The organism is Bacillus halotolerans, from assembly GCF_001517105.1.
Taxonomy (GTDB): Bacteria; Bacillota; Bacilli; order Bacillales; family Bacillaceae; genus Bacillus; species Bacillus halotolerans.
Genome location: NZ_LPVF01000010.1, coordinates 96,438 through 121,929, shown reverse-complemented (window position 1 = coordinate 121,929; position 25,492 = coordinate 96,438). Strand labels below are relative to the sequence as shown.

Genomic DNA, 25,492 nt, shown 5'->3' with positions numbered 1-25,492 from the left:
AAGAGGGATTGGCCTCACATTTGCAAAAAAATGAAAGAAAAAATCTACACGTACATTACTGGAGTTGATATCTTAAAAATCTCGCCATCTCTTATATAAAAACGGGGGATGCGGCGGCTTAATGTAGATACCACTTCATAGTTAATCGTATTAAGCATTTCAGCAACTTCATCAACTGGAATCTCAGCTCCCTTTTGGTGACCGTAAATCACAACTTCCTCTCCTTGTTTGCCTTCACTCTCTCCTAAACTAACCATGATCATATCCATTGTCACTCTTCCCGCCACCGGCACTCGTTTTCCGCGATGAAGAACAAACCCGCGATTGGAAAGTGCGCGAGAATAACCGTCAGCATATCCGATCGGGAGTGTAGCAATGACTTCACCGGGATTTGCGATGTATGTAGCACCATAACTAATAGTACGGGGTTCTGTCAGCATGGTTTTCACATAAGCGATACGCGCCTTTAAACTTAGTGCAGGTTCAAGCTTAACGAGATGTAGTTGTTTTATATATGCTGAAGGATATAATCCATATAAGCCTATACCTAAACGAATCATATCAGCGCTAAATTCCGGAAAAGCGATAGCCGCAGCCGTGTTGCTCATATGCACGGTGGGCAGCTCAATGTCTTGGTTTTTTAAAAAACGGAGAAAACGGAGAAATTGATCGTGCTGCAGTCTGGTTAGAGTGGTGTCTTCTTCATCGGCTGTTGAAAAATGTGTAAAGATACCTTCCCATCTTAGGAGTTTACTTGCTGTTAATGCATTCACTACTGCTAAAAGTTCTTCTTTTGTACGTACACCTAGTCGGCCCATACCAGTATCCACATTAATATGAATACCCAATCGGTTAGTACCCGCTTCACTTTCCAATATATTGTTAGCCTTTTTGATCCATTCAACCTGAAATGCTGATAACTCTATATTCCAAGCTGCTGATTTTTTCACACAACTAAGGGATGTAAAACCAAGCACAAGGATAGGCGCTGTAATTCCCGCTTTTCGTAAAACGATTCCTTCCTCCACGCTGGCAACAGCGAGCTCACTAGCCCCGTGTTCCAGTGCATGGCGCGCTACTTCTACAGACCCATGACCATAACCGTTCGCTTTTACGACAGCCATAATTTTGGTCTTTTTTGGTATATGATGGCGTATTGCTCGCAAATTTTTTTTTATGGCATCAAGATTTACTTCAATCCAAACTTCTCGGCAGAGCTTTGTCATCGACGCTTCCTTCCTTCTTATAGAATAGTGTAAAGCGCATTTAGCCGTTAATAAATCCTGTAACATTGATGGTTGGATGCTTTCAATCTGATTTTATTCAACCTTAACTGAAATCATTCAACAGCAAACTCTTGATCTAACGAGAAGATGCTAACCGATGGCCGGAGTCGACAGCACTTTTATTTTTTTATATTAGCTGATTAGTTCAATATTGATTTTCTTCACTTAGGTGAAGATTGATACGATGACCGAGGATCAGATAGTACATCTAAACAAAAATAGCTGCCTATGGCAGTAACTTCATTTACTATTTAATTCAACGATTGCTTGACAACATTGGTATTGGTTAAGACATGATTTCTTAACACTAGGTGATATGAATGCTGAAGTAGACATGGACTAATCACATAAGTCAAAGCTCTCTTAGCGAGGGCTCACGTTGGGTTCAAACAAAGACCAGACGCTTAAGAACGATATGATAAGACGAGATACATCAAAGGATAAGCTCCTGTTCATACTAATTGTCGGGAGGTATGCCGACTTATGATACATATTTGGATCACTGGCCTTTTATTATTGGCTCAGCCCAGCGAGCCATCTGACAGTTTAGCGATCACACAACAAGGACGGACGATTGCTACTGTTCACCGCGAAGATTTTATGATGCCTCTTCCCGGTACCCCAATGATTGATCATGAAAAATACCGTAAGTTTATCAAACAGCTTGATCAACAAATTTACCAGGAGCCCATAAACGCCAAGCTTAACGATCAAGGAATCATCATCCCGGGGAAAATGGGTTACAGACTTTATCAACAGGCGTTTAAGGAGAAATTTTATGCCTATTTCTTTGGTCATGGCCCATCCAAAATAGAAGTGCCGGAATTGAACATTTATCCGAAAGTTGACAGCGAGTTGCTTGCTCACATCAGTACGCAGCAGTTAGGCCAGTATGTAACTTATTTTAATTCAAGCAATAAAAGCCGTTCACACAATATTTCTCTTTCTGCAAAAGCAATTGACAATCATGTTGTTTTTCCAAATGAGACGTTTTCATTTAATCAAGTAGTTGGGATGAGAACTCAGGACAAAGGATACATGCGGGCACCTATTATCGTAAAAGGTGAGTTGTCTGAAGGTGTAGGCGGGGGAATTTGTCAGGTGTCATCAACATTATTTAATGCTGTCGATCGTGCAGGGCTGCAAATCGTTCAGCGCTATTCTCACACAAGAAGCGTACCATATGTGCCGTCCGGACGTGATGCAACCGTAAGCTGGGGAGGCCCTGACTTTCGCTTTCATAATCAATATAACCAACCGGTCCTAATCCGGGCCAAACGATATGAGGGAAGTATGATTGTTACGCTTTATTCCTCTGATGTCATCAATATCAAACTGCGAAAAGTTCCCAAAGCGCCATCACAGCTACCAAAAGAAATAAATGCCGAGCGATAAATGACATAAGCTATTCATTCACCTTATGCAACCTGACGACTTCTTTTATGGGAGGGTGAATTAGAGAGACATAAGGTTGAGTCCACATGACTGAGCTCTCTAAACGAAAGCTGATTTTGATTAAAGCATTACTTCCTGGTCGAAATCTTACTGAAATAACCCTCTATAATTCCGGCAGCTATTTATAAAGAAAAAAGCAACAATTCAAACGTTGCTTTTTCCACTTTATCTTATTCAGAATGTTGTACGCCATCCTTACTATGTGGGATTCGACTTTTATTAAAAAAGATTCTTAACGATTATAAAAATGGACTAGTATCTATCCTGGTGGAATTTTTCCCCTTAACTTGTTTTAACGTCGCTACTATAAGAAAGCTGACAATCACTAACAAGAGCCATGAACTCACTTTTCCTAAATGAACGAGACTCCATGTATCGGTTTGGTTTGGGTATTCCCAAGCCCCAAAAAACGTTGCGATATTTTCGGCTATCCATATAAAAAACCCGATGAGCATAAATGATAGGGCGAGCGGCATACGGTAACGAGTCCCGTTCACCTCGTATGTAACCCATGATTGCCAAAAGACGATCAAGACAAGTCCAGATAACCAAAAGCGGACGTCAATCCAAAAATGGTGGATGAAAAAATTCAAATAAATCGCAGCGGCGAGAGGTACAACGGCCCAAAACGGCGGCCACTTAACCAATTCAACCTTAAGCCTCCTCCATGCCTGGCAAAGATAACTGGCTACACTTGCGTACATGAAGCCGCTATACAAAGGCACTCCAAAAATTTTGGAATATCCCTCCTCAGGATAAGACCAAGAGCCCATATGTACCTTGAAAAGTTCAAGAGCAAGTCCAATAAGGTGGAACATTGTGATCACCTTTAGTTCATCCCGTGTTTCAAGCCCTGAATACACCATCCACCATTGCATGAGAAGGCAGATGATGAGCAGCCAGTCATACCGTGGCAGGAGGGGAAGCGGCATGATTTGTGTAATTGCCAAAGAGGCAAAAATAACGACAGGAAACAGACATGATAGGGCCTGCTCCCAGCCAAAACAAACGAGCTGTTTAAATGCTTTCATGAATTTTGCCTCCAAAGGTTTTTTTGATTATATGGAAGGCCTGTTTAGTATAGTCGCTAAATAGACATCGGGTTATGTCCATAGAATCACCGCCGAGTAACTATCTTTTCCTTGCATGATTATTCCTGACTTATTAATCTTGGGTGTCTTCATCACTTCGGTATTCCAAAATATCTCCGGGTTGACATTCTAAAGCCTTACAAATCGCCTCTAAAGTTGATAATCGAATGGCCTTTGCCTTTCCATTTTTTAATATAGAAAGATTAGCCATCGTGATTCCAACCTTCTCCGACAGTTCCGTTACGCTCATTTTTCTTTTAGCCAGCATCACATCAATATTGATTATAATTGCCATTGTTTTCACCTCAGACTGTTAAATCATTTTCTGATTTTATATCTATAGCTTCTTGCAAAAGCCTTTGGAGAACAGCAGCAAAGACTGCGATAACCATTGAGGCAAAAATAAGGACCAATCCGATTAGTATAATACCTGGAGCATCGTCCATCTCCGCGATGAGATAGAAGAGTGGCATGCCTGCCGCAAGTAAAAGACTGATGGTGATTGCACAGTATTTTATTTTCTTTAAAGCTCTTACTGATAATTCTGAGAAAGCTTTATTCCGGTCAATATAGCTTAAAAGTGTAAAGGCTTGATACAGAGCGAAATAAAAAGGTATCGCCGCTGCATACAAATCGATATAAACAAGATATTTCAGATAAGAAATATCTGGATACAATTCCGCTGCAAAGTTCGCTATCTCCGGCACTAAAAATATGCACAAAGCAAGAACTGGAATTCCAATAAGAATAACAGCTATCTTTAAAAAGAGTGTTGATCCTCGTTTCATAAAAAGCACCTCACCTAATAATGTCGATTTGAATTTAACATATTATTTATCGTTTTACAATAAAAAAATATTGAAAAAGATTATTTCCTTGTTGTTTTAGAGCTGTCTTTTTTCACTTTGGACAAGAAAAAAGCATCCCTCATTACAGAGAAACGCTCTATATCTTTAATCGATTCAATTTAAAAATTGGGCAGCTGACTGAATCATTAGGTTTAAAAATAACGCGTGGCACATAAGGGGGTGTTTTTGAATCTGTACACGTTCGTTTATTTTGCTTAGGCGAAGGTGATATATAAAGCAATCTGGCAGGGTACTTAATGGGCTTCAATAAGCTCAGGTGAATTGTTCTTAGGTGAGTTAACTAATGATGAAACCTGGTATGCTTCCATGTCATCAGCATCATAAGGCAAAAGCAAGCTTTTGAGATAATCGGGATCTGTATTTTTAGGGTTCAGCCATTCTTTTTCATATTCGTAATTCAATATAACCGGCATTCGATCATGGATATTTTCCATAAGCGCATTAGGTTTTGTCGTAATGATTGTGCAAGTGTAGAGCGGGTAACCTTCAGGTGTATTCCACTTTTCGTATAAGCCGGCAAAAGCGAACAGATTGGATGATTTCAGCTTGATTCTCATAGGAATCTTAGTTTTTGGATCAAGGCGTTTCCATTCATAAAAACTGTCGGCCGGAATGATGCGGCGTTTGCTGACAAGCGGTTTTCGAAAGCTGGGTTTCTCGGCCAATGTTTCAGCACGAGCATTGATCATTTTATAACCGATCTTTTCATCTTTAGCCCAAGGAGGAATGAGACCCCATCTTAATTTTCCAAGACGGTTGCTTGATCCATCATTAATAATGGTAAGGATGTTTTGTGCTGGCGCGACATTATAGCTGGGGTGATATTCGTCTTCAGGCAAGAAGTGATCTATGTTGAATTGCTCAATGATGTCGTCAAATTCTGAGAATAAAGTGAATCTGCCACACATGTTCATCATCCTTTTGTTTTTTTGAATATTGTACAGGGTTGGTATCTGAAAATCAAAAAGGGGAGTATGATGCAGCAAGTGAAGAATGAATTATTTGAATAAAAAAATGAGGGAAAATCAAAGATGCGGAAACATTTAACGTTATGCGTAGCAAGAAAGTTTTAAGGCTACAGATATAAAAGCCGTTCCAAAGATTTAAGAGTTATAAAATGAAATGTATAAAAAAGGTGAGGAATAGTATTAGCACCTTAATTGGAATGCACGGAATTTTTAAATACTGATGTAAAAATGCAATGTTGGTTAATGTTAACCTTCCTTCCCCGGAAATGTGAAGAAGGGAATAGGGATCAAAACAAGGATGTTTATAAAAATATTGTGATTTAGGTTTGTTACGTATTTTTGATTTCTAATGAAGTGGTCATGAAGCCCAAGTTTCAAGAAAATGAGCCTGAATCTTGGGCTATTATAGCTTGAGATATCTTGATATTAAACCAACAGGAAATAAAAAAAACTGATATCATTTAATCTTTCATCAGTATAAAGAACTTGTTCCAGACTCTCACTATCTAATGACGGTGAGTGCGATGCCGTACCCTTTTTCCGGAGTGTAAATGGTAGTGATTTTCATTACTTTCCAGGTTCCTTCAGATGCTTTTGTTCCTATCCCATTATGCGCAGTAAGGTAGTCTCCTTGTCCCACAGTTTCGTCAATACGTACATAATGCTGTCCCGCCAGTCCAACCACATGCCATTCGTCCCTTACAGCCCGTGAATGATAAGCGGTCTCCAGCGCTGCATCATAGTCTGGATTTTGTTTTGGCACACGTATCAATTCACCGGTTTCCTTGTCGATCAGATCCTCATAAATGAATCCGCCAAACTCATTAGTCAAATAGCGGTCCTGCCAGACGAAGCTGGATGCTCCTGAAATGAAAGCTGCTGTTTCCGAAATAACTCCAAGCATATAATCTCCCACGTGGGCGGGCGCTATTTTTTCACCTCTTAAAGTGACGATTGTACCTGTCTGGATTAACTGCCCAGTTGAACTCTCAAAATACTCTCCATATCCATTTAAGGAAGAACTGATTGCTCCTGCAAATGTCCCGTTTCCTCCAACTGAGTCAAGAAGCCATTTCATTGATTGATGGCCTCCTGCCACGGTGTATGGTTCTTCCAGTATAATACTTTCAGAAGACAAAATTGTCCTTGAAACATTGTTTCCTTTAATATGGGCATTGTTTGAAGAAGCGATTAATGCACGGGAGCCTTCTGTGCTAGAGCCTCCTGAAGCGCCGATGACCGCATTTCTTTCTCCCTTCGCCGTAATGTCTCCGGTACCAGCGATAACTGCGCTCGTTTGGTTAAAGGCGAAGCCAGAGGTTGTTGCAAGCTGTGCGCCGCCTTTTAAATTAATGGGTACATGCTGGTATGATTGACCTTTGATGGTGACCGCCGCACTATAGCCTTCTGCATGTACACCGAGAATGACGGTTTGATTATTAGGCGACTGAATTCCGACCGCTCCGTTATCAGCAATCATTGTACCGTTTAGTATATTCACATTATAGAGACCGCCACCGATTGAAATTCCTTTTGGAGCAGATTGATAAATATCAAAGTTTGAAATTTTAATATAATCAGTTTTATTTGACCCGCCTGATAAATGAATATCAACACCGGCTTTTTTAAATCCGCGAATTTTAATACCGCTAAGGGTGATATTCTGACTGCGGTATTGCAAAGCTACGACAGGATTTTCCTTATAGTCATAGTCGGGATCACCAATTGCTGTGAATCCGCTTACATTAACGTTTTTATATGCTGAAACAACTAGAGCTCTTGGCGTGACAGCTTCATAAAGAGAGTTGAAAACCGGTTCAATTGCTGAACAATCAATGAGTGTGACATCATAAGCCGTTGTGCTTTCAGGATCAGTGGCTTGATGATGACCAATATGACGAAGATCAAATGCCCGGACATCACGATAAGAAACATGGCCGATGATATGGACATTTTGAGAGGCTGGCCACATTGCATGCGCTTTAACCTCTACTCCACGAATGTTTCCGCTTGTAAAGTTATTCAAAAGCCATACATGCTTAGACCCATCGTCGATTTCTATTCCGTTGGAGTTGGATACACCCTCTGCAAACTCCGTTCCTCGCGGATTACCGGAATGGCAATTTGAAATAAAGATGTATTCACTATAATGGGTAGTAATGCCGTCGTCTCCTGAACCATATGCCACACAGTTATCAATCCAAATATATTTTGAGCCGTCTTTAGTCCAGTCGGTATCAGGTAAATGATCGTACGTTGGGGATGTAATATCAATGCCGTGAAGACCTGCGTTAATGGCTTCCACGTCTCTAATCCATCCATATTCAACTTTAGCAAAAGTTAAACAGCTGGAGAATTGACCACCAGGATTTTTCACACCGCATTGTCTATTAGGATTCCAGTCTAATGACATTCCTTGAACAAAAATATTGCGGTTCCCATTTTGGTAATCATCATTTGTGATTACCCATTCATGAGCGGGAGAGTCTTCATGAAGTTTAATTACGGTAATTCCTTTACCTTGCCCTGCAATTGTTGTCCAGGACGGAAGTTTAATCCCTTGAACCAGATATTCTCCGGCAGGAACATTTACTTTGACGCGACCATTACCGATTGCTTTTCGAAAAGCTTCTGTATTGTCTCGTCCATCGGGAACAGCTCCGAAGTCTTCCACATTTACTTCCCGGGTGATTTTACTTAAAAGCTTATGGTATTCTCTGTCAAGACGTTCTTTTAAAAGAGAGGTGATCTCTCCTTCTGCCGTCATCCTTGCGTCAGTTACTTCGACGTTTTGATCTGTAACGGAATGCCTAATAAGGTTTTGCATTCTCTCCTTGACATGTTCAATTTCAGATGTATATTCCGGGTGTGACTCAGATTTGGCGTTTAGAGAAGGATCGGGGTAGTTTTTAAAATGAACCATTCTAAAGACACCTCTTTCTTTTAATATAAGCGCCGTTTTCAGTATTGCAGTTGCTGTAGCGTATTTTGCGCTTATCTTTTCAATTCTGTATTTATTGCTAGAATTCCTTTTAAATCCATATTAGTTTTCAAAGATAAGTAAGTCTTGAACAAGAAATTCGATGGAAAATAGGGAAATTAGTTAATGTCCATAAAAGCAGTGGCTCAGATTCCAGCGCTGATTTAAAAACTGGGATTACAACAAAAGCAAAAATACTAAAACTAATGAAAGGAAAGATGTCATTAGCCTTTGTAATATAAGAAAAAATTCACTCCAACTCCGTAGCAGACTTGAATACACTTTACCTATTCGTTTTCGTTAGAGAGCCAAGGTATTAAAAGAGTCTGATTAGCTTCTGCGGTATTCAATGGTAGTAGTCATTAAGGGGCAAGAGAAATTGAAAAACATTTAAGTAGGGGAAATTCAAGCATTGACGCACGTTAAGGAGTGTTAATATGTACCGGATTAAATATATGAAAAAGGTGACAGAAGAATGAAAAGACTTGCCGTGTTATCAAGTTTACTGCTATTGTCATCTCAATCATCGGACAGCTGAGGGGAATGTTAGATGATTCTTATGCAGTGGGTAACGCATGGTTCGTAGGTGTATTAGCAGGATTGATTACCCTTCTTATTTTTAATGACAGTCAAGAGATGACAAAAAGTTATATCATAAGTTCAAGTACAATTTTAGGTATTCTAGGAGTAGGTTTTTTATATTTCCCAGCTGCATTAATCAACATTTTAATAGCTTTTAAGCTAAACAAGAAAAAAAGAGAGGGAAATTTTTTAATTCGTAAAGAGAAAATGTGGTAAATGATGACATCATAGTATTGGAATCATCATTTTATCCAGTGGATTTCATTTTTAGGTTATACAATAAAAAAGGACGCCGGCATTGCCGGCGCCCTTTGCAGCATTCCTTATTTATTAACAGAAATCGTGACATTATTTCCAGAAGGGAGGACTTTTGCAAAATCCTGTGTATCTACGACAGGTGTCACTGCTTTATTGTCGATTGTGATATTGTTAAAAGTTGTTGAAAAAGTTGCTTTAATGGCAGAGCGTTGGCTTTCGGCTGAAACCGCAGCGGTGGCAAGTGTTTTCCATTTCGACAGAGTGCCGATGTTTGTTCCTTGAATTTCCATGATAATACGTCCGGTATAGCCGTCATTGTTCGTTCCCCAGAGGGTCATGCGAGTATTCCCGTTCAAGTTTTTGTAGATCGTCAATTGAACTGTGCTTCCGGGACGAAAGCCTTTATTATAAGTAAATTTCTCTTTTCCTTCGATATACGTTTCATCATTTTTAGAACCGACTTTCATGAGCGGTTTCCAGACGTTGTATTGTTTGCTGTACTGAAGGCCGATATCTGCCTCAGTTCCGTTTTTTGCGCTAAAGCCTGAATAAATATAAGGGGTAGAGACAGAGTCTTGGATGTTCACAGTGTCGGGAAGCTTAATTTTAGCCGTCAATACAGCGCCTGTACTGTTTATGTAGGCGCGTCCGCCGATTCCCTTAGGCAGCTGGGAAGCCGCTTTTGCCACTTGAGTGTCTGCTCCTGGAAGACCTGGAACTCCTGAAGAAATGGTTCCGAAAAGAATAACTGTTCCTACTGCACCTGCAATTAATGCTTTTTTCAACAAAATTCCCCCTTTTAAAAGTGGTTTCGTCAATTATTATACCTTATTTTGGAACTTCTTTTATTAAGATAAATCGACAAAATCGTTAAAATCTCTTGTTTATGAATGGGTTATGTTTATATATTGACACCCTAGATCTAAAAATAAACTAATTAAACTATGTACCAAATGTTCAATATTTATTAAAAAATCAGCATTAAGGAGCAAATAATAATTGTAAGACACTCACCAAAGGTAAAAAAGCTTTATCCTTTTTTAACAAATTAGACCTATGATTCGTTTAGACATTGAAGTTACATAGTTTTTTCTGCAAAAAAACCCCCGGCCATTGACCGGGGAAGCAAAATTGAGGAGATTAAATGGAGTATTAGCAGTGTTTCTTACGCTTTTTATACTCTACAACGTAGTCATAGTCTTTTTTGTCGTGATCATAATGTTTTTTGTCATAATCACAGTAGTAATCTTTTTTGTCATGGTGATCATAATGTTTTTTGTCATAGTCGTAATACTTCTTGTAATACGTTTTCTTAACCGTATAATACTCTTCTTTATATTTTTTGTAATAACCCATAAATACCCCTCCTTTTATGATCATACGCTTCATTATATGGAAGTTAGAGTTTGCGGATTGGACAGTTTAAATTGCAAAAGTAAAAAAGGGCTGTCCAAAAAAAGAAGTTGAGGAATAATCAGAGGAAAACTGATGGATCATGCAGAAACAACAATATAAAAAGCCGATGTGCATCGGCCAAATCATTTTACCTTACATTTGCTTGTCTTCTTTGTTTTCTGAACCACTACTTCTTATGTCTTGAGTCAATCCGCTTGTCGCTTTTTTAAATTCTGATAAGGCTTTTCCGGCAGATCGGCCAAGCGCAGGCAGCTTATCAGGACCAAACACTAAAAAACCTACAAATAAAATAACTAACATTTTTGTGACGCTTAATTCCATGATGCTTCTCCTCCTCTTGTTTGAAGTACGAACCCTTATTAACAAATTATAAAAGATGGCAGTTCAAATGAGAATACGTCTGTTTTGAATATTTTGTATAACACAGGCGAAGGGAGAATGATGTGATTTCTTCAGGAAAAATGCTGATGATAAAACGTATGAAGCTTCCAATACCATACACATACCTGCAATTTTATTTAAAGGGGGGTGATATATATAACTGTAAGTTGCTATGATCAAAATAAGGAGGAGATATTATTATGAGATGCAATAAGCTAATAGGGTGCCTGTCTGTTTTCATGTTCGCTGTGGCTTTTCCATTATCTGCACATGCAGAAAAAGCGGGAACTGCTGGAGCCGGAGAGTGGGATAAGCTTGGGACTTACACCTATACTTATTCAAGTCCGACGGTATACTCGAGCGGAGGTGATTTTAGAGTTTGTCTTTCAGGAAGTACACCTTTCTCCGTATCGCTGCATCTATATGAGGATGATGCTGGTGACAACCCTGATGAATATGTGGGTTCTAATTATTTTTCACCCGGAGAATGTCATACCTTTAGCAGTATCGGGAAATTTGTAGATGGAAGCAATAACAAGGCAGAGTTCTTTGTTACTGATTACTCTGGTAAATCAAAAACAGTTACGTTTTATGATTGATTCGGAGATACAGTTCAGTGAATTTAACTTTGTCATGAATAAAAGAGAGAGGGAGCTCTCTCTTTTTATACTGTATGAGCAATGAAATACCTTACTCTTGAACAGCCTTGCGAAGTCGTTCATTCACAATGCCTGTCCAGCCACCATCCATCTTATCCCGAATGACTGAGCTTTTCTCGTTTGCCTTACCGATCATTTCATCCGGCTTCTTCCAACCGCTGTGGATGAGAGTGAATTCTGTTTTGTTCCCTACGTCTGTTAATTGAAATGTAACAATCCATCCATCAGTATCCCATTCAAAAGAAAGCTCTCCGGGAGCATGAACCGTCAAAACTTTGCAAGGTGATGGTCCAAATGGTGATTGCAAATGAAATTTATATCCTTCCTTCAACTGAAAATCATTCGGCATAAACCACTTGGCTATGCCTTCTGAAGTTGAGACTGTCTCCCAAACCTTTTGAATAGGCGCTTCTAATGTTACATGTTTCGTAATGTCCGGTAATGTTTTTTCTTGATATTTATCCATATATTGCTCCTCTTTATCCAATAGATACTTTCAAGCAAATTTTATATCATCTAACGAAATCATGTCCATAGTGAGCATGAATTATGCTGAATCTGTTGTCCGGTGTTTCATTCTATAAATTTCACGATCTTGATGATTTATCTGGCTGCAATGGGCTTTTATGAACAAAGATTTCTTTTAATCAATTAGCATTTCGGGTATTTGATGCACTGATCAGTTTTATGTTATTGGCCAATGTGCTGTTTTTCTGGAGAAAAAAGAAGAGCATAGCATATGTCTCAGGCATTTTGGCTATAGTTAACGTAATTATGCTGATATTTCTGCTTTTTCTATCGTGATGAGAATGTAAAGAAGGAGGGTTCCGCGTGCTCGGAAAAATAAAAGCGGCCATTGATAATAGTCCGGGAAAACCCGCGAAAATTGTAGTTAATGAAAGCACACTTCAGCAGTTAAAAGAAGAGATGCGTTTTGTTTATGTTTCTAAACCTAAAACCATTATGGGGATACCTGTGGAGGTTTCAGATGATGTAGAAGGCTTTGAACTCAAATTTTAACGTTAATATATTTTAATACTATAAATATGCTAATATAGGAACTGCTAGAAAAAGAAGGGGGGGAGGGGCTGTGAAACAGAAGCCGATTTATGTCGAAATCGAGATGACATCTGACCTGGACAAGCTTTGGGAATATACGCAAAACCCTTCGCTACATAAGGAATGGGATCTGCGGTTTTCTGACATTACATATTTAAACAGAAGCGTAAATGAAGCGCAGAGGTTTCTTTACGAGACAAGAATTGGCTTTGGATTAAAGGTGTCAGGTGCTGGTGAAACCGTGGGAACGAAATTGCATTCCTCTCAAAGAGTATCCTCCCTGGCCTTTTCCTCCAACCATCCGTTATCCCTGATTAAAAAAGGCAGCGGGTATTGGAAATACATACAGCATGATAACGGGAAGCTTACATTTATGACGCAGTATCAATATGAAACGGCATATGGCTTTCTGGGAAGATGGATTGACCGTTTATTATTTCGGCCGCTGTTGGGCTGGGCAACAGCATGGAGTTTTGATTCATTGAGACTTTGGATTGAACAAAATAAACATCCGAAACAATTGATCCGTTATGCGTTTGTCTATATGCTGACGTGCTTGTTTTTTAGTCTGTTTTGGTTTTACCACGGGTTTACAGATCTTGAAACGAACAATATGGCAGGAGCAGCGAAGATAGGATTGGGCATTTTATGGCTGAGTCCATTAAAGAGAAAATGGACACTTCATGCTGTGCAGACCTGTATCTTTGCTGTCTGCGCTTTTCTGGATGCCGGAATATGTTCTTTACTGTTAAGTGTGGTTACTGCGGCAAGCGGCTTGATCAGTCTCCGGCTTCCAAGTGCTCGGCATACGAAACGAAAAAGAAAGAAGTGAAATGGTGAGTTCAATGTATAAAAAAACAATTATAAATTATCATCTATTACATCCCAAGCTGCAGAAACGTTATCAATTAGACAGGTCACATACATTCAGCGGAAGAGGAACGATGTCAGAAATAAGCGGAGGGTCTTTTTTTGTCAGAATGCTGCTGAAATGCGGGGTGTTTTTTAGATGTTTCTTTTCAGAAAGAGGAAAGGACATCCCTTTTACAATTAAAAACAGAACATGTCTTACGAAGCAGGAACATACGGGGATTGAATGGAATCGGACTTTTGTCTTTAAAGATAAAAAGCGTTTCTTTGATGCAGTTATGGTATACGACGAAAATGAAAAACGAATACTTGATTTTTTCGGCCAACCTCATATTCTGCTGTCTGTTTTAACTTTTGAAGCACTCTCTGACGGGTCTCTCCACATTACATCAGGAAAGCAATGGCTATTAATATGCGGAAAAAGAATTCCTTTGCCAAAATGGCTGAGCGGTAATTCCACTGTTTGCGAAACTTTTGATGAAAGCAACAACTGTTTCACTATTCAAGTTCATGTGGAAAATGCAATTCTTGGCACTCTTTTTTATTATAAAGGGACGTTTCAGGAAACAGAGGGAGAAGTATGTTAAAACGAAACGGCATCATTAGTGCGCTTTGTTTCATCTGGTTTATTGTATCTGAAGCTCCCGACATATCAGTTGCGGAGGCGCTTGTCTTGTTTTCCATTCTCTTTTTTGTGCCCGGAATTTTTCCTTTTGTTTTTCATCAATCAGCTCACAGGACTATTCAATTTTCGGAAAAAATATTGATGCACATCTATCCGGCAGCAGCTGTTTTCGCGGTATTATCCCTTGTAACAGACGTAGGATATTTTGCACTGATCTGGTGGATATACACTGCTTTGTTGGCTTTATATGGTGTGTTGCGGCTCTTGAAAACAAAAATACATAGAATCGAAGAAACATCTATTTTGTTAGGACTCGTTTATTTAGGCGGAGGGGGATTTTGGTTTTTTGCCTATGCTGCGCATTTACATATCCTGCACTTCGGTCCTCTTATTATTTTGCTCACAGCTGTTCATTTTCACTATTCTGCTTTTCTGATCCCGATCTTTAATGGTTTACTTGGCAGAGTCAATAGAGAAAAACGGGTTATGTACGGTTGGGTGACATGGATTATTTTACTGTCGCCGCTCCTCATCGCACTCGGAATAACATACTCAAAAACACTTGATATCTTGGCGGTTGGTATCTATATGGCGGCACTTTATCTTAACTCATACTTAATATTTAAGACAGCTTTTCGCAGTAAGACAGGAAAAGTGCTTATCCGACTGTCTTCTGTCGTGTTAATGATAACGATCTGTTTCTCTTTCATTTACTCATTCGGTGTATTCCGGCAAGAAGTCACGTTGACCATCAGCCAAATGATATGGATACACGGTATCGTGAACGCATTCGGTGTTATTTTGCCGGCTCTTGCAGGATGGAGAAAAGAAAATCCTCAATCCTCGGATGCGAGTGTCAAGGTTTTCAGCCGTATATACGGAAAGAGAACAATCGGAAAGAACTTTTTGCACAACATTCACGCTGAAAATAACATTCGATATAGCGGACTTGTGGATGATATGAGAAGCCTTCGTTCAAACGATTTTTCACCGGAGCATTTGACACCGTTGATTGTTTCTTTTTATGAACAGACGAAAGATTATGAGGTAAAAGCAAAAGTGACGTGGAGCACTTGGTTTCAGCCCTTTGCGAAAATGTATGAATACATCAGCAAAAGAACCGGACAAATACATCTGTCAACGAATCCTGACTGGTATAGGATGCACAGTACAATAAAAGGTGTCCATTCAAAAAAAGACGGAAGAAAAAAGGTACGTGCCTGGATCAGAACAAATGAAAAAAACGAAACCATTTTTACCGCGCTGTATTCTGTATATCGCTCAAAAGGGGAAGGGTACATGAATATTTCTCTGCCGCTTCCTTTCAGTAACATGACAGGCATTTTAAAGCCTTATCATCACAAAGAGAACCTGATTTTGACCAGCAGGCGGAGAAAAAGCGGTGCTGGGGATGAAGGGATTTATCTTAGAACAAAAGTCGGGACCTGCCCGCTTCCATTATCTGAAACCTTTCTTATAAAGGCTCCGGCGGGTGCAAACAGGTTAACAGCTGTTCACGAAATGTGGCTGTTTGGGATTCAATTTCTAACTGTAGATTATGACATTACATATTGCCCGTCCAAATGAATAATATAAAACAAAGACAATAGTTCATCTGACAGTCTCTCGTCCGGTAAACAATCGGTTCGGCACATTTTCATGCTGCACCTCATACAGACGGGGAAGGAAGGGTTTTTATGTTTTATATCAGTTTGTTTCTGATTGTATGGCTGGCTGCGGGATTTGCAGTGGGGATGAAGCAAGTTTATGTCGATCAGCTATTCGATAAAGATGTGATCGAAAGGCTTGAAAGAAAAGCAGGTGACCATGATCTTGTTGACCGTTTTATCAAACACCGTTTCATTTATATTGCAGCAGTGACTTTAAGCGGGTTTATTGCTGTTTACAGTGAAATAAAAGCCATTCCGCAAAAGCGGAGAATAAGAAAAATTGAAAAAGACATTAATAAGCTCAATAAAGTAAAGAAGCGCGGGAATAACAGAAAGTAAAAGGTGCACAAGCCAGCAGGCGGGTGCATTTTTTTTATTTAATGGGGGAATGAGAATAAAGCCGGTGCGATTTTACTTTTTTGCTAAGGAGTATAAATTCATAAATGTGAAGAACAGCGCCCGGGCTAATGGTATATAATATTGTGAATTTAACAAAAATTTAACAAGGAGGACGAGATAATTCGTGCTAAAGCCTCAAAGAGTCCAGCATCCTGTGTTTTTGGTTTTGAGGCGGAGTAGATGAAACCGGCCAAAGTATCCCTGCTCCGCCGTGTGCTCCATTCCTTGAAGCATGTTGATTGTAACATAGTCAAACGTTTTCCATCAACTTTAAAAAATGTAAAATTGCTGTTAATTTTCTTGTTGTTTGTTCCGGTTTCTTCTGTATATGCAGAGGATATCTATCAGAATTTCGAGGAATTAAAGAATCAAGAAGATCCTTCAGATTATAACATTGCCACAAAAGAAACCGGCAGCTCTGTGCTTGTTTTAGCTATTCACGGAGGAGGTATTGAAGGCGGCACAAGTGAATTAGCGAGAGAGCTCAGCAAAGAATATTCCATGTATTTGTTTGAAGGTTTGAAGACGTCTGGAAATTCAGTACTGCATATAACAAGCACACATTTTGACGAGCCTCAGGCACTGAAGCTTGTAGCAAGTCATGAGTATGTCATTTCATTGCATGGATATGCAGGAGAGGACCAACAGATACAAATCGGCGGAACAGACCGATCAAGAGCGGCAGAATTAGTTTCAAAACTGCAAAAAGCAGGTTTTCCGGCTGAATTGCTTGGTACAGATCATCTGCATGCAGGCGTAAGTCCAAACAATATAGCGAATAAATCAAAAACCGGTTTGAGCATCCAGTTAGAGATGAGTACAGGTTTCAGAGAATCTTTGTTTGGCATCTTTTCTTTAAAAAGCAGATCCGTGACTCAAAATGAGAGGTTTTATGATTTTACAGAAGTGATGACCCATTTCACAGAAAACAGCTATTAAAATAAGGAGGCGCAAAGCCTCCTTATTTTTCGTCCTTCTGATCATTGGCTTCAGGAAACAATTCATCTGATGCCTCGGTTTGATATTGCAAAGTGTTATCTTTGACAGTCAGTTCATTTCGGAATGTTTCATCCAGCACATTTTTCAGTAAATAACGGTGAAAAAAATATTCAAAAACAGTAAGGCAGACAGACGCAATCAGAGCGGCTGCAAACGGTGAGAAACCGTTTCTAGTTTGCGTTTCAAGAAAGACCCAAAGAATAACGAGTGAAAGTCCGAAGTCAGCCAGTGAAGCTGTTATATTGCTGGTTCTCGGCAAGATCAGGATGTCACCGGAAAGGTATGTTACAAAGCTTAAGAAAAATGCAATAAACAGCACACTTAAAAAGGAAGCATGGTAAACTCTATCCAAAATCACATACAATAGGGCAAGAGTTAAAGCTGTCTTAGAAGCAAGAGCGATAATATGTTTCATTTGATCACCTATATTTGTGGCAAATCTTTAGCGGTATCTGCAGCCTCTAGATCGACACTTATTTGCTGAGTTAAATCTTTAGAATGATAAAAACCCTTTGCAGCCATATAATGAAAAATTTGTTCATGGGTATTCATCGCGTCATGTAAATATTGCTGCAGCGTTTCTCTGACTTCTGGGGAAGAAGATTCTGTGATGGCAGCTGCAATATTTCTAACGCCTGTCTTTGCCGATATTAAAAAATCTGTTGCGATCACTTGTTCGGTCATACTGCCCATTCCGGCTAATTTTTGAAAGAACTCATTCACGCTTGTTCACCTCTCACTGACAGCAATTCCTGCAAACGCGCAACCTGCTGTTTTGTTTTTTGAGCATCTTGCTCAAGAATACTCTTTAATTCTTCATCTTGTACAAGTCCCGTCATGGTTGAAGATTTTGTCAAACAAAGGTTCTTAAACGTAAGCAATTCGTGCAATTCTAACGTTTCATGAAGGCCGTAGCCATTCATAATGGTCATTCCCTTCTGAAGAAGTAATATGGTTTATTTTGAACAAATTGCTTTTGTTTACACTGGTATTTTTTGCTGGTCGCTTGAAACTTTCTGGCTGCAATGTCCGTACACAAGGGATGGGGGTGAGCTTCTGTTAAACAAATCAATCTTTCATGGTTTTTAATCATCTATCTTTAAATACTAAGGAGGAGACACAGTGGAGATCAAAGGGATCAATCACTTGTTATTTTCTGTTTCTGATTTACTGACTTCCATCGAGTTTTATCAAAATGTCTTTGATGCTAAACTGCTGGTTAAAGGAAGGAGCACTGCATATTTCGATTTAAACGGCATATGGCTGGCTCTCAACGAAGAGCGTGACATTCCCAGAAATGATATTAACGCTTCTTATACCCATATCGCTTTTACAATTGAGGAAAGCGAGTTTGAACAAATGTCCGCAAAATTAAAAAACCTTCATGTTACTATGTTGCCTGGGAGAGAACGAGATGAACGTGATCGAAAATCAATTTATTTCACTGATCCTGACGGCCATAAATTTGAATTCCATACAGGAACTCTCCAAGACAGACTTCAATATTATAAGCAAGCTAAAACCCACATGGATTTTTATGATTGAAAAAGTACGGGAAACAGAGTAACAGGGGATATACATATTTATCTTCTGGGGTTAATATATGGTAAAGGAGGGGATTGCAGTTGAGAAATAAAATATTGCTCATGACAGCTGTTTTACTATGTGTTTTTGGAACCGGGACCATTCATGCAGCAACTTCACAGTTTGAGCATAAAACCGACTTTATTCTAAAGGACGGAACAAAAGCGTTTTATGTAGAAAACATTAGTGATGTACCGGCAATGGATTATTTTTTAGGATACCAATTTACGATATTAGGAGTGAACACTTGTTCAGTTAACATTAAGCTTCAGCGAATGGAACTTGCAGGGGATTATACTACGTTAAGCACAAAACAATTCACCGGTAATTGGTTTGACTTTAGCGCTCAAGATAAGGCTTCCATTGAACCTTATCACCGGTATCGAATATTAGCTGAAGAACATTCAGAAAACTGTGCAAGTGTTCATGTAAAAGGCCGCTATGGTGTAGAATATTTTAATTTTGATTGAAGCTCACATTTTTGAAAAGAAGTGAGCTTTTTTTGCAGAATAAATTAACTAAATAAACTATGTGCTAAATGTTCAGTATATTTCCTTTTACCTCGCTCAATATAAAAGAGCAGAGTATACCTCATCTTTTCACGTCCAAAAATCGAAACATTTATAAGAAGAGAACGTCTAATTTGTTAAACAGCACTTTTTTTAAAAAAGTTTCGTTAAGGAAAGAAAATTTCTTGACTTCAACAATTAAATGATGGATAATTATGGTGTAAACATGATGTTCTTTTTCCTCCTATTCAGGTTCGCACCTAAGCCAGGGCGAGCCTGCTTTTTTTAAAAACAAAACCCCCACTCCGCAAAGGAAGAGGGGGTTTATTCTTTGTAACTGATAGTTCAATAGTTTAATGGACAGTCCTGAACACACCAATTACTTTTCCTAATATGCTGACATTCTGCAGTATGATCGGAGCCATGGTTGGATTTTCAGGCTGTAAGCGAATGTGTGTATCCTCTTTATAGAAACGTTTTACCGTAGCTTCATCATCTTCTGTCATCGCCACTACGATTTCACCGTTATTCGCCGTGTTTTGCTGTTTTACAATAACATAGTCCTTATCAAGTATACCTGCGTCAATCATACTGTCACCCATGATCTCCAGCATAAACACATGCTCATCCGGAGGAACCATACGGTCAGGAAGCGGGAAGTATTCTTCAATGTTTTCAACCGCTGTAATAGGCGAGCCCGCCGTTACTTTTCCGATTACCGGTACATTAACGACTTGGCTTTTTGGAATCTCTACTTCTTCATCCAGAATTTCTATCGCTCTTGGCTTTGTCGGATCGCGTCTAATCAGCCCTTTTGTTTCCAAACGGGCCAAATGGCCGTGGACAGTAGAACTGGACGCAAGGCCGACAGCCTCTCCGATCTCTCTAACCGAAGGCGGATATCCTTTTGATTTAACCTCTGCTTTAATAAAACGGAGGATATCAAGTTGCCTTTTTGATAGCTTCGTCATTTTTTGCACCTCTAAACGTCGATTTTAAATAGATTATAGCATGATTTTCCTGACAGTACAAACATAGGTTCGAAAAAAACAATTGACAGAAACATTTGTTCGTATATACTGAAATTATAAAAATGCGAACAAACATTCTTGTCGGAGGTTGTTATCATGAATAAAGAATCTATTATTTTTGTCGGCCTGTTCACTGTGATTCTAAGCGTGGTTATCCTTCTGTTGTCATATACAAGCAGCGACCAGGAGCTTAATCAATATGTTAAAATAAAAGTTCAGTCTGGGGATACGCTCTGGTCGCTCGCTGATCAGGTGGATGACTCAAAAAAGATAAATAAAAGTGATTTTGTTGAATGGGTAGCTGAAAAAAATAATCTCCAGACGTCTGAGATTCAGCCGGGGGATGAATTGGTGATTCCATTAAAAAAGGAACACCCGGCTGCATACGAACTGGCTACTGTTAAATAGAGAGGAAAGGTAGAAAGGTGAAAGCACTCATTTATGCCCGAGTAAGCACAAATAAAGAACAGCAAGAAACCTCATTAAAGCGGCAGGAGGAGGAGCTTACGGCCATTGCTGCCGAGAACGGCATGGAAGTCGTCAAAGTGATTTCTGAAAAAGCCAGCGGATATGAAATGGACCGGGATGGTGTATTTGATTTGCTTGATCATATCAAGAATTCAAATATTGATGTGATTTTAGTTCAGGATGAAACAAGACTCGGCCGGGGAAACGCGAAAATTGCACTTCTTCATTGTATTTACAGGGAAGGTGTGAAAGTATATACGACCGCTCACAGAGGTGAGCTGGAGTTATCAGAGGCTGACTCTATGGTGCTGGAAATCGTCAGCATTGTGGAGGAATACCAGCGGAAAATCCACAACATGAAAATTAAACGCGGAATGAAACGTGCAGTGAAAAATGGTTTTAAGCCACAAAAGAACCTGAAAAACCAGCATGAAAACAGCGGAAAAGAAAGAATAGAAGTTCCGATCTCGGAAATTGTCCGGTTGAGAGCGAATAAACTGACGTTTGCTGAAATCGCGGCTACGTTGAGAGGTTTTGGCTATGATGTGTCAAAGGCGACAGTCCATCGGCGTTTTCAGGAATACATAGAGAATGAGCAGACAGGCGAGTGAATCAGTTGTAAAACTCCTCTTGTTTTAGTAGTATATAGACAAAATGCAATAAAGGAGTTTATCATGATTTCAAACGAAAAAATTGCCAGAATCAATGAACTTGCCGCAAAAGCTAAAGCTGGCGTTATTACAGAAGAAGAAAAAGCTGAACAGCAAAAGCTCCGTCAAGAGTACCTAAAAGGATTTCGTTCTTCTATGAAAAACACATTAAAAAGTGTAAAAATCATTGATCCTGAAGGCAATGACGTAACACCTGAAAAGTTAAAAAGAGAAAAAAATAATAACAGACTTCACTAATATAAGAGGAATACGGCAATATCGTATTCCTCTTTTGTATATACTACAAAGAACAGCGCTTTCTTCAGGTGACAAAATGTATCAAGTTTCTCTCAAATTTAAGCTGAAACAGTTGAGAAAAAGTCGTCAGACATTTATGATGAAAGGGTACAACATATAAGGAAGGGGATTTTTATGGATACAATTGAAAAGAAATCAGTTGCTACCATTCGCACACTATCAATAGACGCTATTGAAAAAGCAAACTCTGGTCACCCTGGTATGCCTATGGGGGCAGCGCCAATGGCATATACGCTATGGACAAAATTTATGAATGTAAATCCGGCAAACCCTGGGTGGTTTAACCGCGATCGTTTTGTTTTATCTGCGGGACACGGATCAGCACTTTTATACAGCATGCTTCATTTAAGCGGGTATGATCTCAGCATTGAAGATCTTAAGGGATTCCGCCAGTGGGGCAGCAAAACACCGGGGCATCCGGAATTCGGACATACAGCAGGTGTTGATGCAACAACAGGGCCGCTTGGACAAGGAATCGCAATGGCGGTTGGAATGGCTATCGCAGAACGCCATTTAGCCGAAACTTACAACCGCGATTCATTCAATGTAGTCGATCACTATACATACAGCATTTGCGGTGACGGCGATTTAATGGAAGGTATTTCTTCTGAAGCCGCTTCACTTGCAGGCCATCTTCAGCTTGGCCGTCTGATCCTATTATACGATTCTAATGACATCTCATTGGACGGAGATCTGGATCGTTCATTCTCTGAAAACGTGAAACAGCGTTTTGAGGCGATGAATTGGGAAGTTCTTTACGTTGAGGATGGAAACAATATTGAAGAATTATCTGCGGCAATTGAAAAAGCACGCCAAAACGACAAGAAACCTACATTGATTGAAGTAAAAACGACAATCGGTTTCGGTTCTCCTAACCGTGCCGGCACTTCCGGTGTTCACGGTGCTCCGCTTGGCAAAGAAGAAAGTAAATTAACAAAAGAAGCTTATGCATGGACGTATGAAGAAGATTTCTACGTTCCGTCAGAAGTATATGAGCATTTCGCAAAAACAGTAAAAGAATCCGGCGAGAAAAAGGAACAGGAATGGAATGACCAATTCGCTAAATATAAAGAAATTTATCCGGAACTCGCTGAACAGCTTGAGCTGGCTATCAAAGGAGAACTTCCGAAAGACTGGGATCAAGAGGTGCCTGTTTATGAAAAAGGAAGCAGTCTGGCATCCCGTGCCTCTTCAGGTGAAGTTCTGAACGGTCTTGCGAATAAAATTCCGTTCTTTGTCGGCGGTTCTGCAGACTTAGCAGGGTCAAACAAAACGACGATTAAAAATTCCGGTGATTATACAGCGCTTGATTACTCAGGCAAAAATTTCTGGTTTGGTGTTCGTGAATTTGCTATGGGTGCAGCCTTAAATGGTATGGCGCTTCACGGCGGACTTCGTGTATTCGGCGGAACATTCTTTGTCTTCTCTGATTACTTGCGTCCGGCCATTCGCCTTGCAGCATTAATGGGTCTTCCTGTGACATATGTCTTTACTCACGACAGTATCGCGGTCGGTGAAGATGGACCGACTCACGAGCCGGTTGAGCAGCTTGCTTCATTACGCGCTATGCCTAACCTTTCTTTAATCCGTCCTGCAGACGGTAATGAGACAGCAGCGGCTTGGAAGCTTGCGGTGCAGAGCACAAATCAGCCAACAGCGCTTGTATTGACACGTCAAAACCTTCCTACAATCGACCAAACAGCTGAAGAGGCATTAGCTGGTGTAGAAAAAGGTGCTTATGTTGTTTCTAAGTCTAAAAACGAAACACCTGACGCTCTTCTCATCGCTACGGGCTCAGAGGTTGGCCTCGCAATTGAAGCACAGGCGGAATTGGCGAAAGAAAATATTGATGTTTCTGTCGTCAGCATGCCTTCAGTAGATCGTTTTGAGAAACAATCGGATGAATACAAAAACTCCGTGCTTCCGTCAGATGTGAGAAAACGTCTTGCGATTGAAATGGGCTCATCATTTGGCTGGGGCAAATACACAGGGCTTGAAGGAGACGTGCTCGGTATTGACAAATTCGGCGCCTCCGCTCCTGGCGAAACCATTATCAATGAATATGGCTTCTCAGTTGCAAATGTTGTGGATCGAGTCAAAGCATTAATCAATAAATAAGTTTTTCAAAGGGGATGAGTCAAATCATCCTCTTTTTCTTGTTTATCCGACAAAAATAGTATTGGCTGTTTAACAGTAATAGACAATTCTTTCTTCTCTTCTTTTGTATAATAGAATGCAAATGAAATGCTGCTGGAAAAGGGGATGAGAAGATGGAACGTCACTACTATACGTACCTGATCAAAGAGGAATTTGCCAATCATTATTTCGGGCGGGAATCGGTTATGTTTGAGCTGTTTCAAGACTATCATTGGACAAGCCTGACGAGGCAGCAGTATGAAATGACAGAGAAACAAATTCAATATATCACAAGACCCATTCCGATTTTACATATGCATCAGCGGTTAAAAATGAATTTGAATAATACAAACTATACACAGCTGGATTATATTTATAGATTATCTCTCCCAAAAGCTAAGGGACAAGCGTCTTTTATGATGAAAGAACACATGATTGAAATTGTAGCTAACGGAGATTACGAGGCGGAAACGATATTTTTTGAAGTTCTTCGCAAAGTAAGCCCTTGCTTTCTCGCAATGGATTTCAATACGAAGCGGTATGGGTGGTTAAATCCGGTGAAAGAAAGAAATTTTGTCTAAAACCGAAGAAAAAGAGATGTAAATGTTGTATAATAGCTTTTGGTTTAGTACACTTTAAACTAGACAACATGAAGGAGGAAATAAAATGACTTTATGGGTTGGCATCCTAGTGGGCGTTGTTGCACTGCTCATAGGTGTTGCACTCGGGTTTTTTATTGCTCGTAAATATATGATGAGCTACCTTAAAAAGAATCCGCCTATTAATGAACAAATGTTACGCATGATGATGATGCAAATGGGAATGAAACCTTCTCAAAAGAAAATCAATCAAATGATGAAAGCCATGAATAATCAAACGAAATAATACGTAAAGATTATGATATAGAGACACATGGTTATAAAATAAAAAACCCTTTATCGGGTTTTTTATTTTGCAATCATTCATCACCCGCTACTGCTCGAAGGCGCTGCTTTTGATATTGTATGAGAAGATGGTCAAGCTCCTGACTGAGTTCTATCGTAATATGAGATGTCATTCCGTTCGCCATGACAATTTGCAGCAGCTCTGCTCTTTTTTTTCAATTTCATTTAATAGATGCTCTCTAATCACAGGGATGTATCCTTTCATACATTAGATCTTCAAAAGTGAATGTTTATATTATATCCATATTTATACTAATTTTCAAATGAGAAGGAGTACAATGTCTC

Annotated in this window: 30 protein-coding genes and 2 pseudogenes; 17 read left to right on the top strand and 15 right to left on the bottom strand. The window is 39.6% G+C overall.

The window, feature by feature from the left end; translation table 11 throughout:
• Nucleotides 1-44: 44 nt before the first annotated feature.
• Nucleotides 45-1,226, bottom strand: coding sequence for an alanine racemase (gene alr, locus AU387_RS11255; RefSeq protein ID WP_059335702.1), 1,182 nt, complete (start codon nucleotides 1,224-1,226; stop codon nucleotides 45-47).
• Between the two features lie 543 nt (nucleotides 1,227-1,769).
• On the opposite strand from alr, the gene AU387_RS11250 reads away from it, so the two are divergent.
• Nucleotides 1,770-2,681 (top strand): VanW family protein, encoded by a 912-nt coding sequence (locus tag AU387_RS11250; protein WP_059335701.1) that lies wholly within the window; start codon nucleotides 1,770-1,772, stop codon nucleotides 2,679-2,681.
• A gap of 299 nt (nucleotides 2,682-2,980) precedes the next feature.
• Here AU387_RS11250 and AU387_RS11245 read toward each other — a convergent pair whose 3' ends face one another.
• The 5 genes from AU387_RS11245 to AU387_RS11225 all read right to left on the bottom strand — a co-directional run bounded on the left by AU387_RS11245 (nucleotide 2,981) and on the right by AU387_RS11225 (nucleotide 8,592).
• On the bottom strand, nucleotides 2,981-3,772 hold the full coding sequence (locus AU387_RS11245) for a DUF817 domain-containing protein (protein WP_059335700.1): 792 nt from the start codon (nucleotides 3,770-3,772) through the stop codon (nucleotides 2,981-2,983).
• Between the two features lie 133 nt (nucleotides 3,773-3,905).
• The gene (locus AU387_RS11240) at nucleotides 3,906-4,127 is read right to left on the bottom strand and encodes a helix-turn-helix domain-containing protein (protein WP_003181209.1); all 222 of its coding nucleotides are present in this window, start codon (nucleotides 4,125-4,127) and stop codon (nucleotides 3,906-3,908) included.
• A gap of 10 nt (nucleotides 4,128-4,137) precedes the next feature.
• The gene (locus tag AU387_RS11235) at nucleotides 4,138-4,620 is read right to left on the bottom strand and encodes a DUF2975 domain-containing protein (protein ID WP_044155761.1); all 483 of its coding nucleotides are present in this window, start codon (nucleotides 4,618-4,620) and stop codon (nucleotides 4,138-4,140) included.
• Nucleotides 4,621-4,934: 314 nt separating this feature from the next.
• Complete coding sequence (locus AU387_RS11230; RefSeq protein WP_059335699.1) at nucleotides 4,935-5,609, bottom strand: SOS response-associated peptidase; 675 nt, start codon at nucleotides 5,607-5,609, stop codon at nucleotides 4,935-4,937.
• A 562-nt stretch (nucleotides 5,610-6,171) separates the two neighbouring features.
• Entirely contained in the window at nucleotides 6,172-8,592 is a 2,421-nt protein-coding gene (locus tag AU387_RS11225; RefSeq protein ID WP_059291754.1) for a peptidase G2 autoproteolytic cleavage domain-containing protein, read from the bottom strand.
• Between the two features lie 532 nt (nucleotides 8,593-9,124).
• Between AU387_RS11225 and AU387_RS11220 the strand changes: the two are divergent.
• Nucleotides 9,125-9,447, top strand: a pseudogene (locus AU387_RS11220) (hypothetical protein).
• Nucleotides 9,448-9,554: 107 nt separating this feature from the next.
• Here AU387_RS11220 and AU387_RS11215 read toward each other — a convergent pair.
• From AU387_RS11215 to AU387_RS11205, 3 genes are all read right to left on the bottom strand, one after another.
• The gene (locus tag AU387_RS11215; protein WP_157722688.1) at nucleotides 9,555-10,277 is read right to left on the bottom strand and encodes a YrpD family protein; all 723 of its coding nucleotides are present in this window, start codon (nucleotides 10,275-10,277) and stop codon (nucleotides 9,555-9,557) included.
• A 364-nt stretch (nucleotides 10,278-10,641) separates the two neighbouring features.
• Nucleotides 10,642-10,845: a spore coat protein CotC gene (locus AU387_RS11210; protein ID WP_024121562.1), complete on the bottom strand. Its 204-nt coding sequence runs from the start codon at nucleotides 10,843-10,845 to the stop codon at nucleotides 10,642-10,644.
• Between the two features lie 192 nt (nucleotides 10,846-11,037).
• Nucleotides 11,038-11,226: a twin-arginine translocase TatA/TatE family subunit gene (locus AU387_RS11205; protein WP_044155756.1), complete on the bottom strand. Its 189-nt coding sequence runs from the start codon at nucleotides 11,224-11,226 to the stop codon at nucleotides 11,038-11,040.
• Between the two features lie 260 nt (nucleotides 11,227-11,486).
• Here AU387_RS11205 and AU387_RS11200 point away from each other — a divergent pair, with 260 nt between their 5' ends.
• Complete coding sequence (locus tag AU387_RS11200) at nucleotides 11,487-11,885, top strand: hypothetical protein (protein ID WP_059291751.1); 399 nt, start codon at nucleotides 11,487-11,489, stop codon at nucleotides 11,883-11,885.
• A gap of 91 nt (nucleotides 11,886-11,976) precedes the next feature.
• On the opposite strand, the gene AU387_RS11195 is transcribed toward AU387_RS11200, so the two are convergent.
• Nucleotides 11,977-12,411, bottom strand: a complete 435-nt coding sequence (locus tag AU387_RS11195; protein ID WP_059335697.1) for an SRPBCC family protein — start codon at nucleotides 12,409-12,411, stop codon at nucleotides 11,977-11,979.
• A 365-nt stretch (nucleotides 12,412-12,776) separates the two neighbouring features.
• On the opposite strand from AU387_RS11195, the gene AU387_RS11190 reads away from it, so the two are divergent.
• From AU387_RS11190 to AU387_RS11165, 6 genes are all read left to right on the top strand, one after another.
• The gene (locus AU387_RS11190; protein WP_059335696.1) at nucleotides 12,777-12,965 is read left to right on the top strand and encodes a hypothetical protein; all 189 of its coding nucleotides are present in this window, start codon (nucleotides 12,777-12,779) and stop codon (nucleotides 12,963-12,965) included.
• Nucleotides 12,966-13,035: 70 nt separating this feature from the next.
• Nucleotides 13,036-13,836 (top strand): hypothetical protein, encoded by an 801-nt coding sequence (locus AU387_RS11185; protein ID WP_059335695.1) that lies wholly within the window; start codon nucleotides 13,036-13,038, stop codon nucleotides 13,834-13,836.
• A 4-nt stretch (nucleotides 13,837-13,840) separates the two neighbouring features.
• Nucleotides 13,841-14,461 (top strand): DUF4166 domain-containing protein, encoded by a 621-nt coding sequence (locus AU387_RS11180; RefSeq protein ID WP_059291759.1) that lies wholly within the window; start codon nucleotides 13,841-13,843, stop codon nucleotides 14,459-14,461.
• Nucleotides 14,455-16,086, top strand: coding sequence for a YndJ family protein (locus AU387_RS11175; RefSeq protein ID WP_059335694.1), 1,632 nt, complete (start codon nucleotides 14,455-14,457; stop codon nucleotides 16,084-16,086). Before AU387_RS11180 ends, AU387_RS11175 begins: the two co-directional genes overlap by 7 nt.
• A gap of 110 nt (nucleotides 16,087-16,196) precedes the next feature.
• On the top strand, nucleotides 16,197-16,508 hold the full coding sequence (locus tag AU387_RS11170) for a hypothetical protein (RefSeq protein WP_044155745.1): 312 nt from the start codon (nucleotides 16,197-16,199) through the stop codon (nucleotides 16,506-16,508).
• 240 nt (nucleotides 16,509-16,748) lie between these two features.
• Nucleotides 16,749-17,507, top strand: a complete 759-nt coding sequence (locus tag AU387_RS11165; RefSeq protein WP_059335693.1) for a poly-gamma-glutamate hydrolase family protein — start codon at nucleotides 16,749-16,751, stop codon at nucleotides 17,505-17,507.
• A gap of 22 nt (nucleotides 17,508-17,529) precedes the next feature.
• On the opposite strand, the gene AU387_RS11160 is transcribed toward AU387_RS11165, so the two are convergent.
• Genes AU387_RS11160 through AU387_RS11150 form a run of 3 tightly spaced genes read right to left on the bottom strand, consistent with a single transcriptional unit; the run spans nucleotide 17,530 to nucleotide 18,490 of the window.
• Nucleotides 17,530-17,982 (bottom strand): YndM family protein, encoded by a 453-nt coding sequence (locus AU387_RS11160; RefSeq protein WP_044155741.1) that lies wholly within the window; start codon nucleotides 17,980-17,982, stop codon nucleotides 17,530-17,532.
• Between the two features lie 8 nt (nucleotides 17,983-17,990).
• A complete protein-coding gene (locus AU387_RS11155) occupies nucleotides 17,991-18,290 on the bottom strand; it encodes a spore coat protein (protein WP_059335692.1) in 300 nt (99 codons plus the stop codon).
• The gene (locus tag AU387_RS11150) at nucleotides 18,287-18,490 is read right to left on the bottom strand and encodes a DUF892 family protein (RefSeq protein WP_024121571.1); all 204 of its coding nucleotides are present in this window, start codon (nucleotides 18,488-18,490) and stop codon (nucleotides 18,287-18,289) included. Before AU387_RS11150 ends, AU387_RS11155 begins: the two co-directional genes overlap by 4 nt.
• Before the next feature lie 199 nt (nucleotides 18,491-18,689).
• Between AU387_RS11150 and fosM the strand changes: the two genes are divergently transcribed.
• Nucleotides 18,690-19,112 (top strand): FosM family fosfomycin resistance protein, encoded by a 423-nt coding sequence (fosM, locus tag AU387_RS11145; protein WP_059291743.1) that lies wholly within the window; start codon nucleotides 18,690-18,692, stop codon nucleotides 19,110-19,112.
• 80 nt (nucleotides 19,113-19,192) lie between these two features.
• Nucleotides 19,193-19,621, top strand: a complete 429-nt coding sequence (locus AU387_RS11140) for a hypothetical protein (RefSeq protein WP_082687890.1) — start codon at nucleotides 19,193-19,195, stop codon at nucleotides 19,619-19,621.
• A gap of 392 nt (nucleotides 19,622-20,013) precedes the next feature.
• On the opposite strand, the gene lexA is transcribed toward AU387_RS11140, so the two are convergent.
• Nucleotides 20,014-20,631, bottom strand: coding sequence for a transcriptional repressor LexA (gene lexA, locus AU387_RS11135; protein WP_010334405.1), 618 nt, complete (start codon nucleotides 20,629-20,631; stop codon nucleotides 20,014-20,016).
• 156 nt (nucleotides 20,632-20,787) lie between these two features.
• Here lexA and yneA point away from each other — a divergent pair, with 156 nt between their 5' ends.
• The 6 genes from yneA to AU387_RS11105 all read left to right on the top strand — a co-directional run bounded on the left by yneA (nucleotide 20,788) and on the right by AU387_RS11105 (nucleotide 25,148).
• Nucleotides 20,788-21,099 carry a cell division suppressor protein YneA gene (gene yneA, locus AU387_RS11130; RefSeq protein ID WP_059291742.1) on the top strand — a complete coding sequence of 104 codons (312 nt, stop codon included), beginning with the start codon at nucleotides 20,788-20,790 and terminating at the stop codon, nucleotides 21,097-21,099.
• Nucleotides 21,100-21,116: 17 nt separating this feature from the next.
• Complete coding sequence (locus AU387_RS11125; protein ID WP_024121575.1) at nucleotides 21,117-21,770, top strand: YneB family resolvase-like protein; 654 nt, start codon at nucleotides 21,117-21,119, stop codon at nucleotides 21,768-21,770.
• Nucleotides 21,771-21,833: 63 nt separating this feature from the next.
• Nucleotides 21,834-22,067 (top strand): DUF896 domain-containing protein, encoded by a 234-nt coding sequence (locus AU387_RS11120; protein ID WP_024121576.1) that lies wholly within the window; start codon nucleotides 21,834-21,836, stop codon nucleotides 22,065-22,067.
• A 174-nt stretch (nucleotides 22,068-22,241) separates the two neighbouring features.
• Nucleotides 22,242-24,245 carry a transketolase gene (gene tkt / locus AU387_RS11115; protein WP_044155732.1) on the top strand — a complete coding sequence of 668 codons (2,004 nt, stop codon included), beginning with the start codon at nucleotides 22,242-22,244 and terminating at the stop codon, nucleotides 24,243-24,245.
• A 152-nt stretch (nucleotides 24,246-24,397) separates the two neighbouring features.
• Nucleotides 24,398-24,844 carry a sporulation inhibitor of replication protein SirA gene (gene sirA, locus AU387_RS11110; RefSeq protein ID WP_059291740.1) on the top strand — a complete coding sequence of 149 codons (447 nt, stop codon included), beginning with the start codon at nucleotides 24,398-24,400 and terminating at the stop codon, nucleotides 24,842-24,844.
• 85 nt (nucleotides 24,845-24,929) lie between these two features.
• Entirely contained in the window at nucleotides 24,930-25,148 is a 219-nt protein-coding gene (locus AU387_RS11105) for a YneF family protein (RefSeq protein WP_003221221.1), read from the top strand.
• 73 nt (nucleotides 25,149-25,221) lie between these two features.
• On the opposite strand, the pseudogene ynzD reads toward AU387_RS11105, so the two are convergent.
• Nucleotides 25,222-25,394, bottom strand: a pseudogene (gene ynzD, locus AU387_RS20590) (aspartyl-phosphate phosphatase YnzD).
• Between the last annotated feature and the right edge of the window lie 98 nt (nucleotides 25,395-25,492).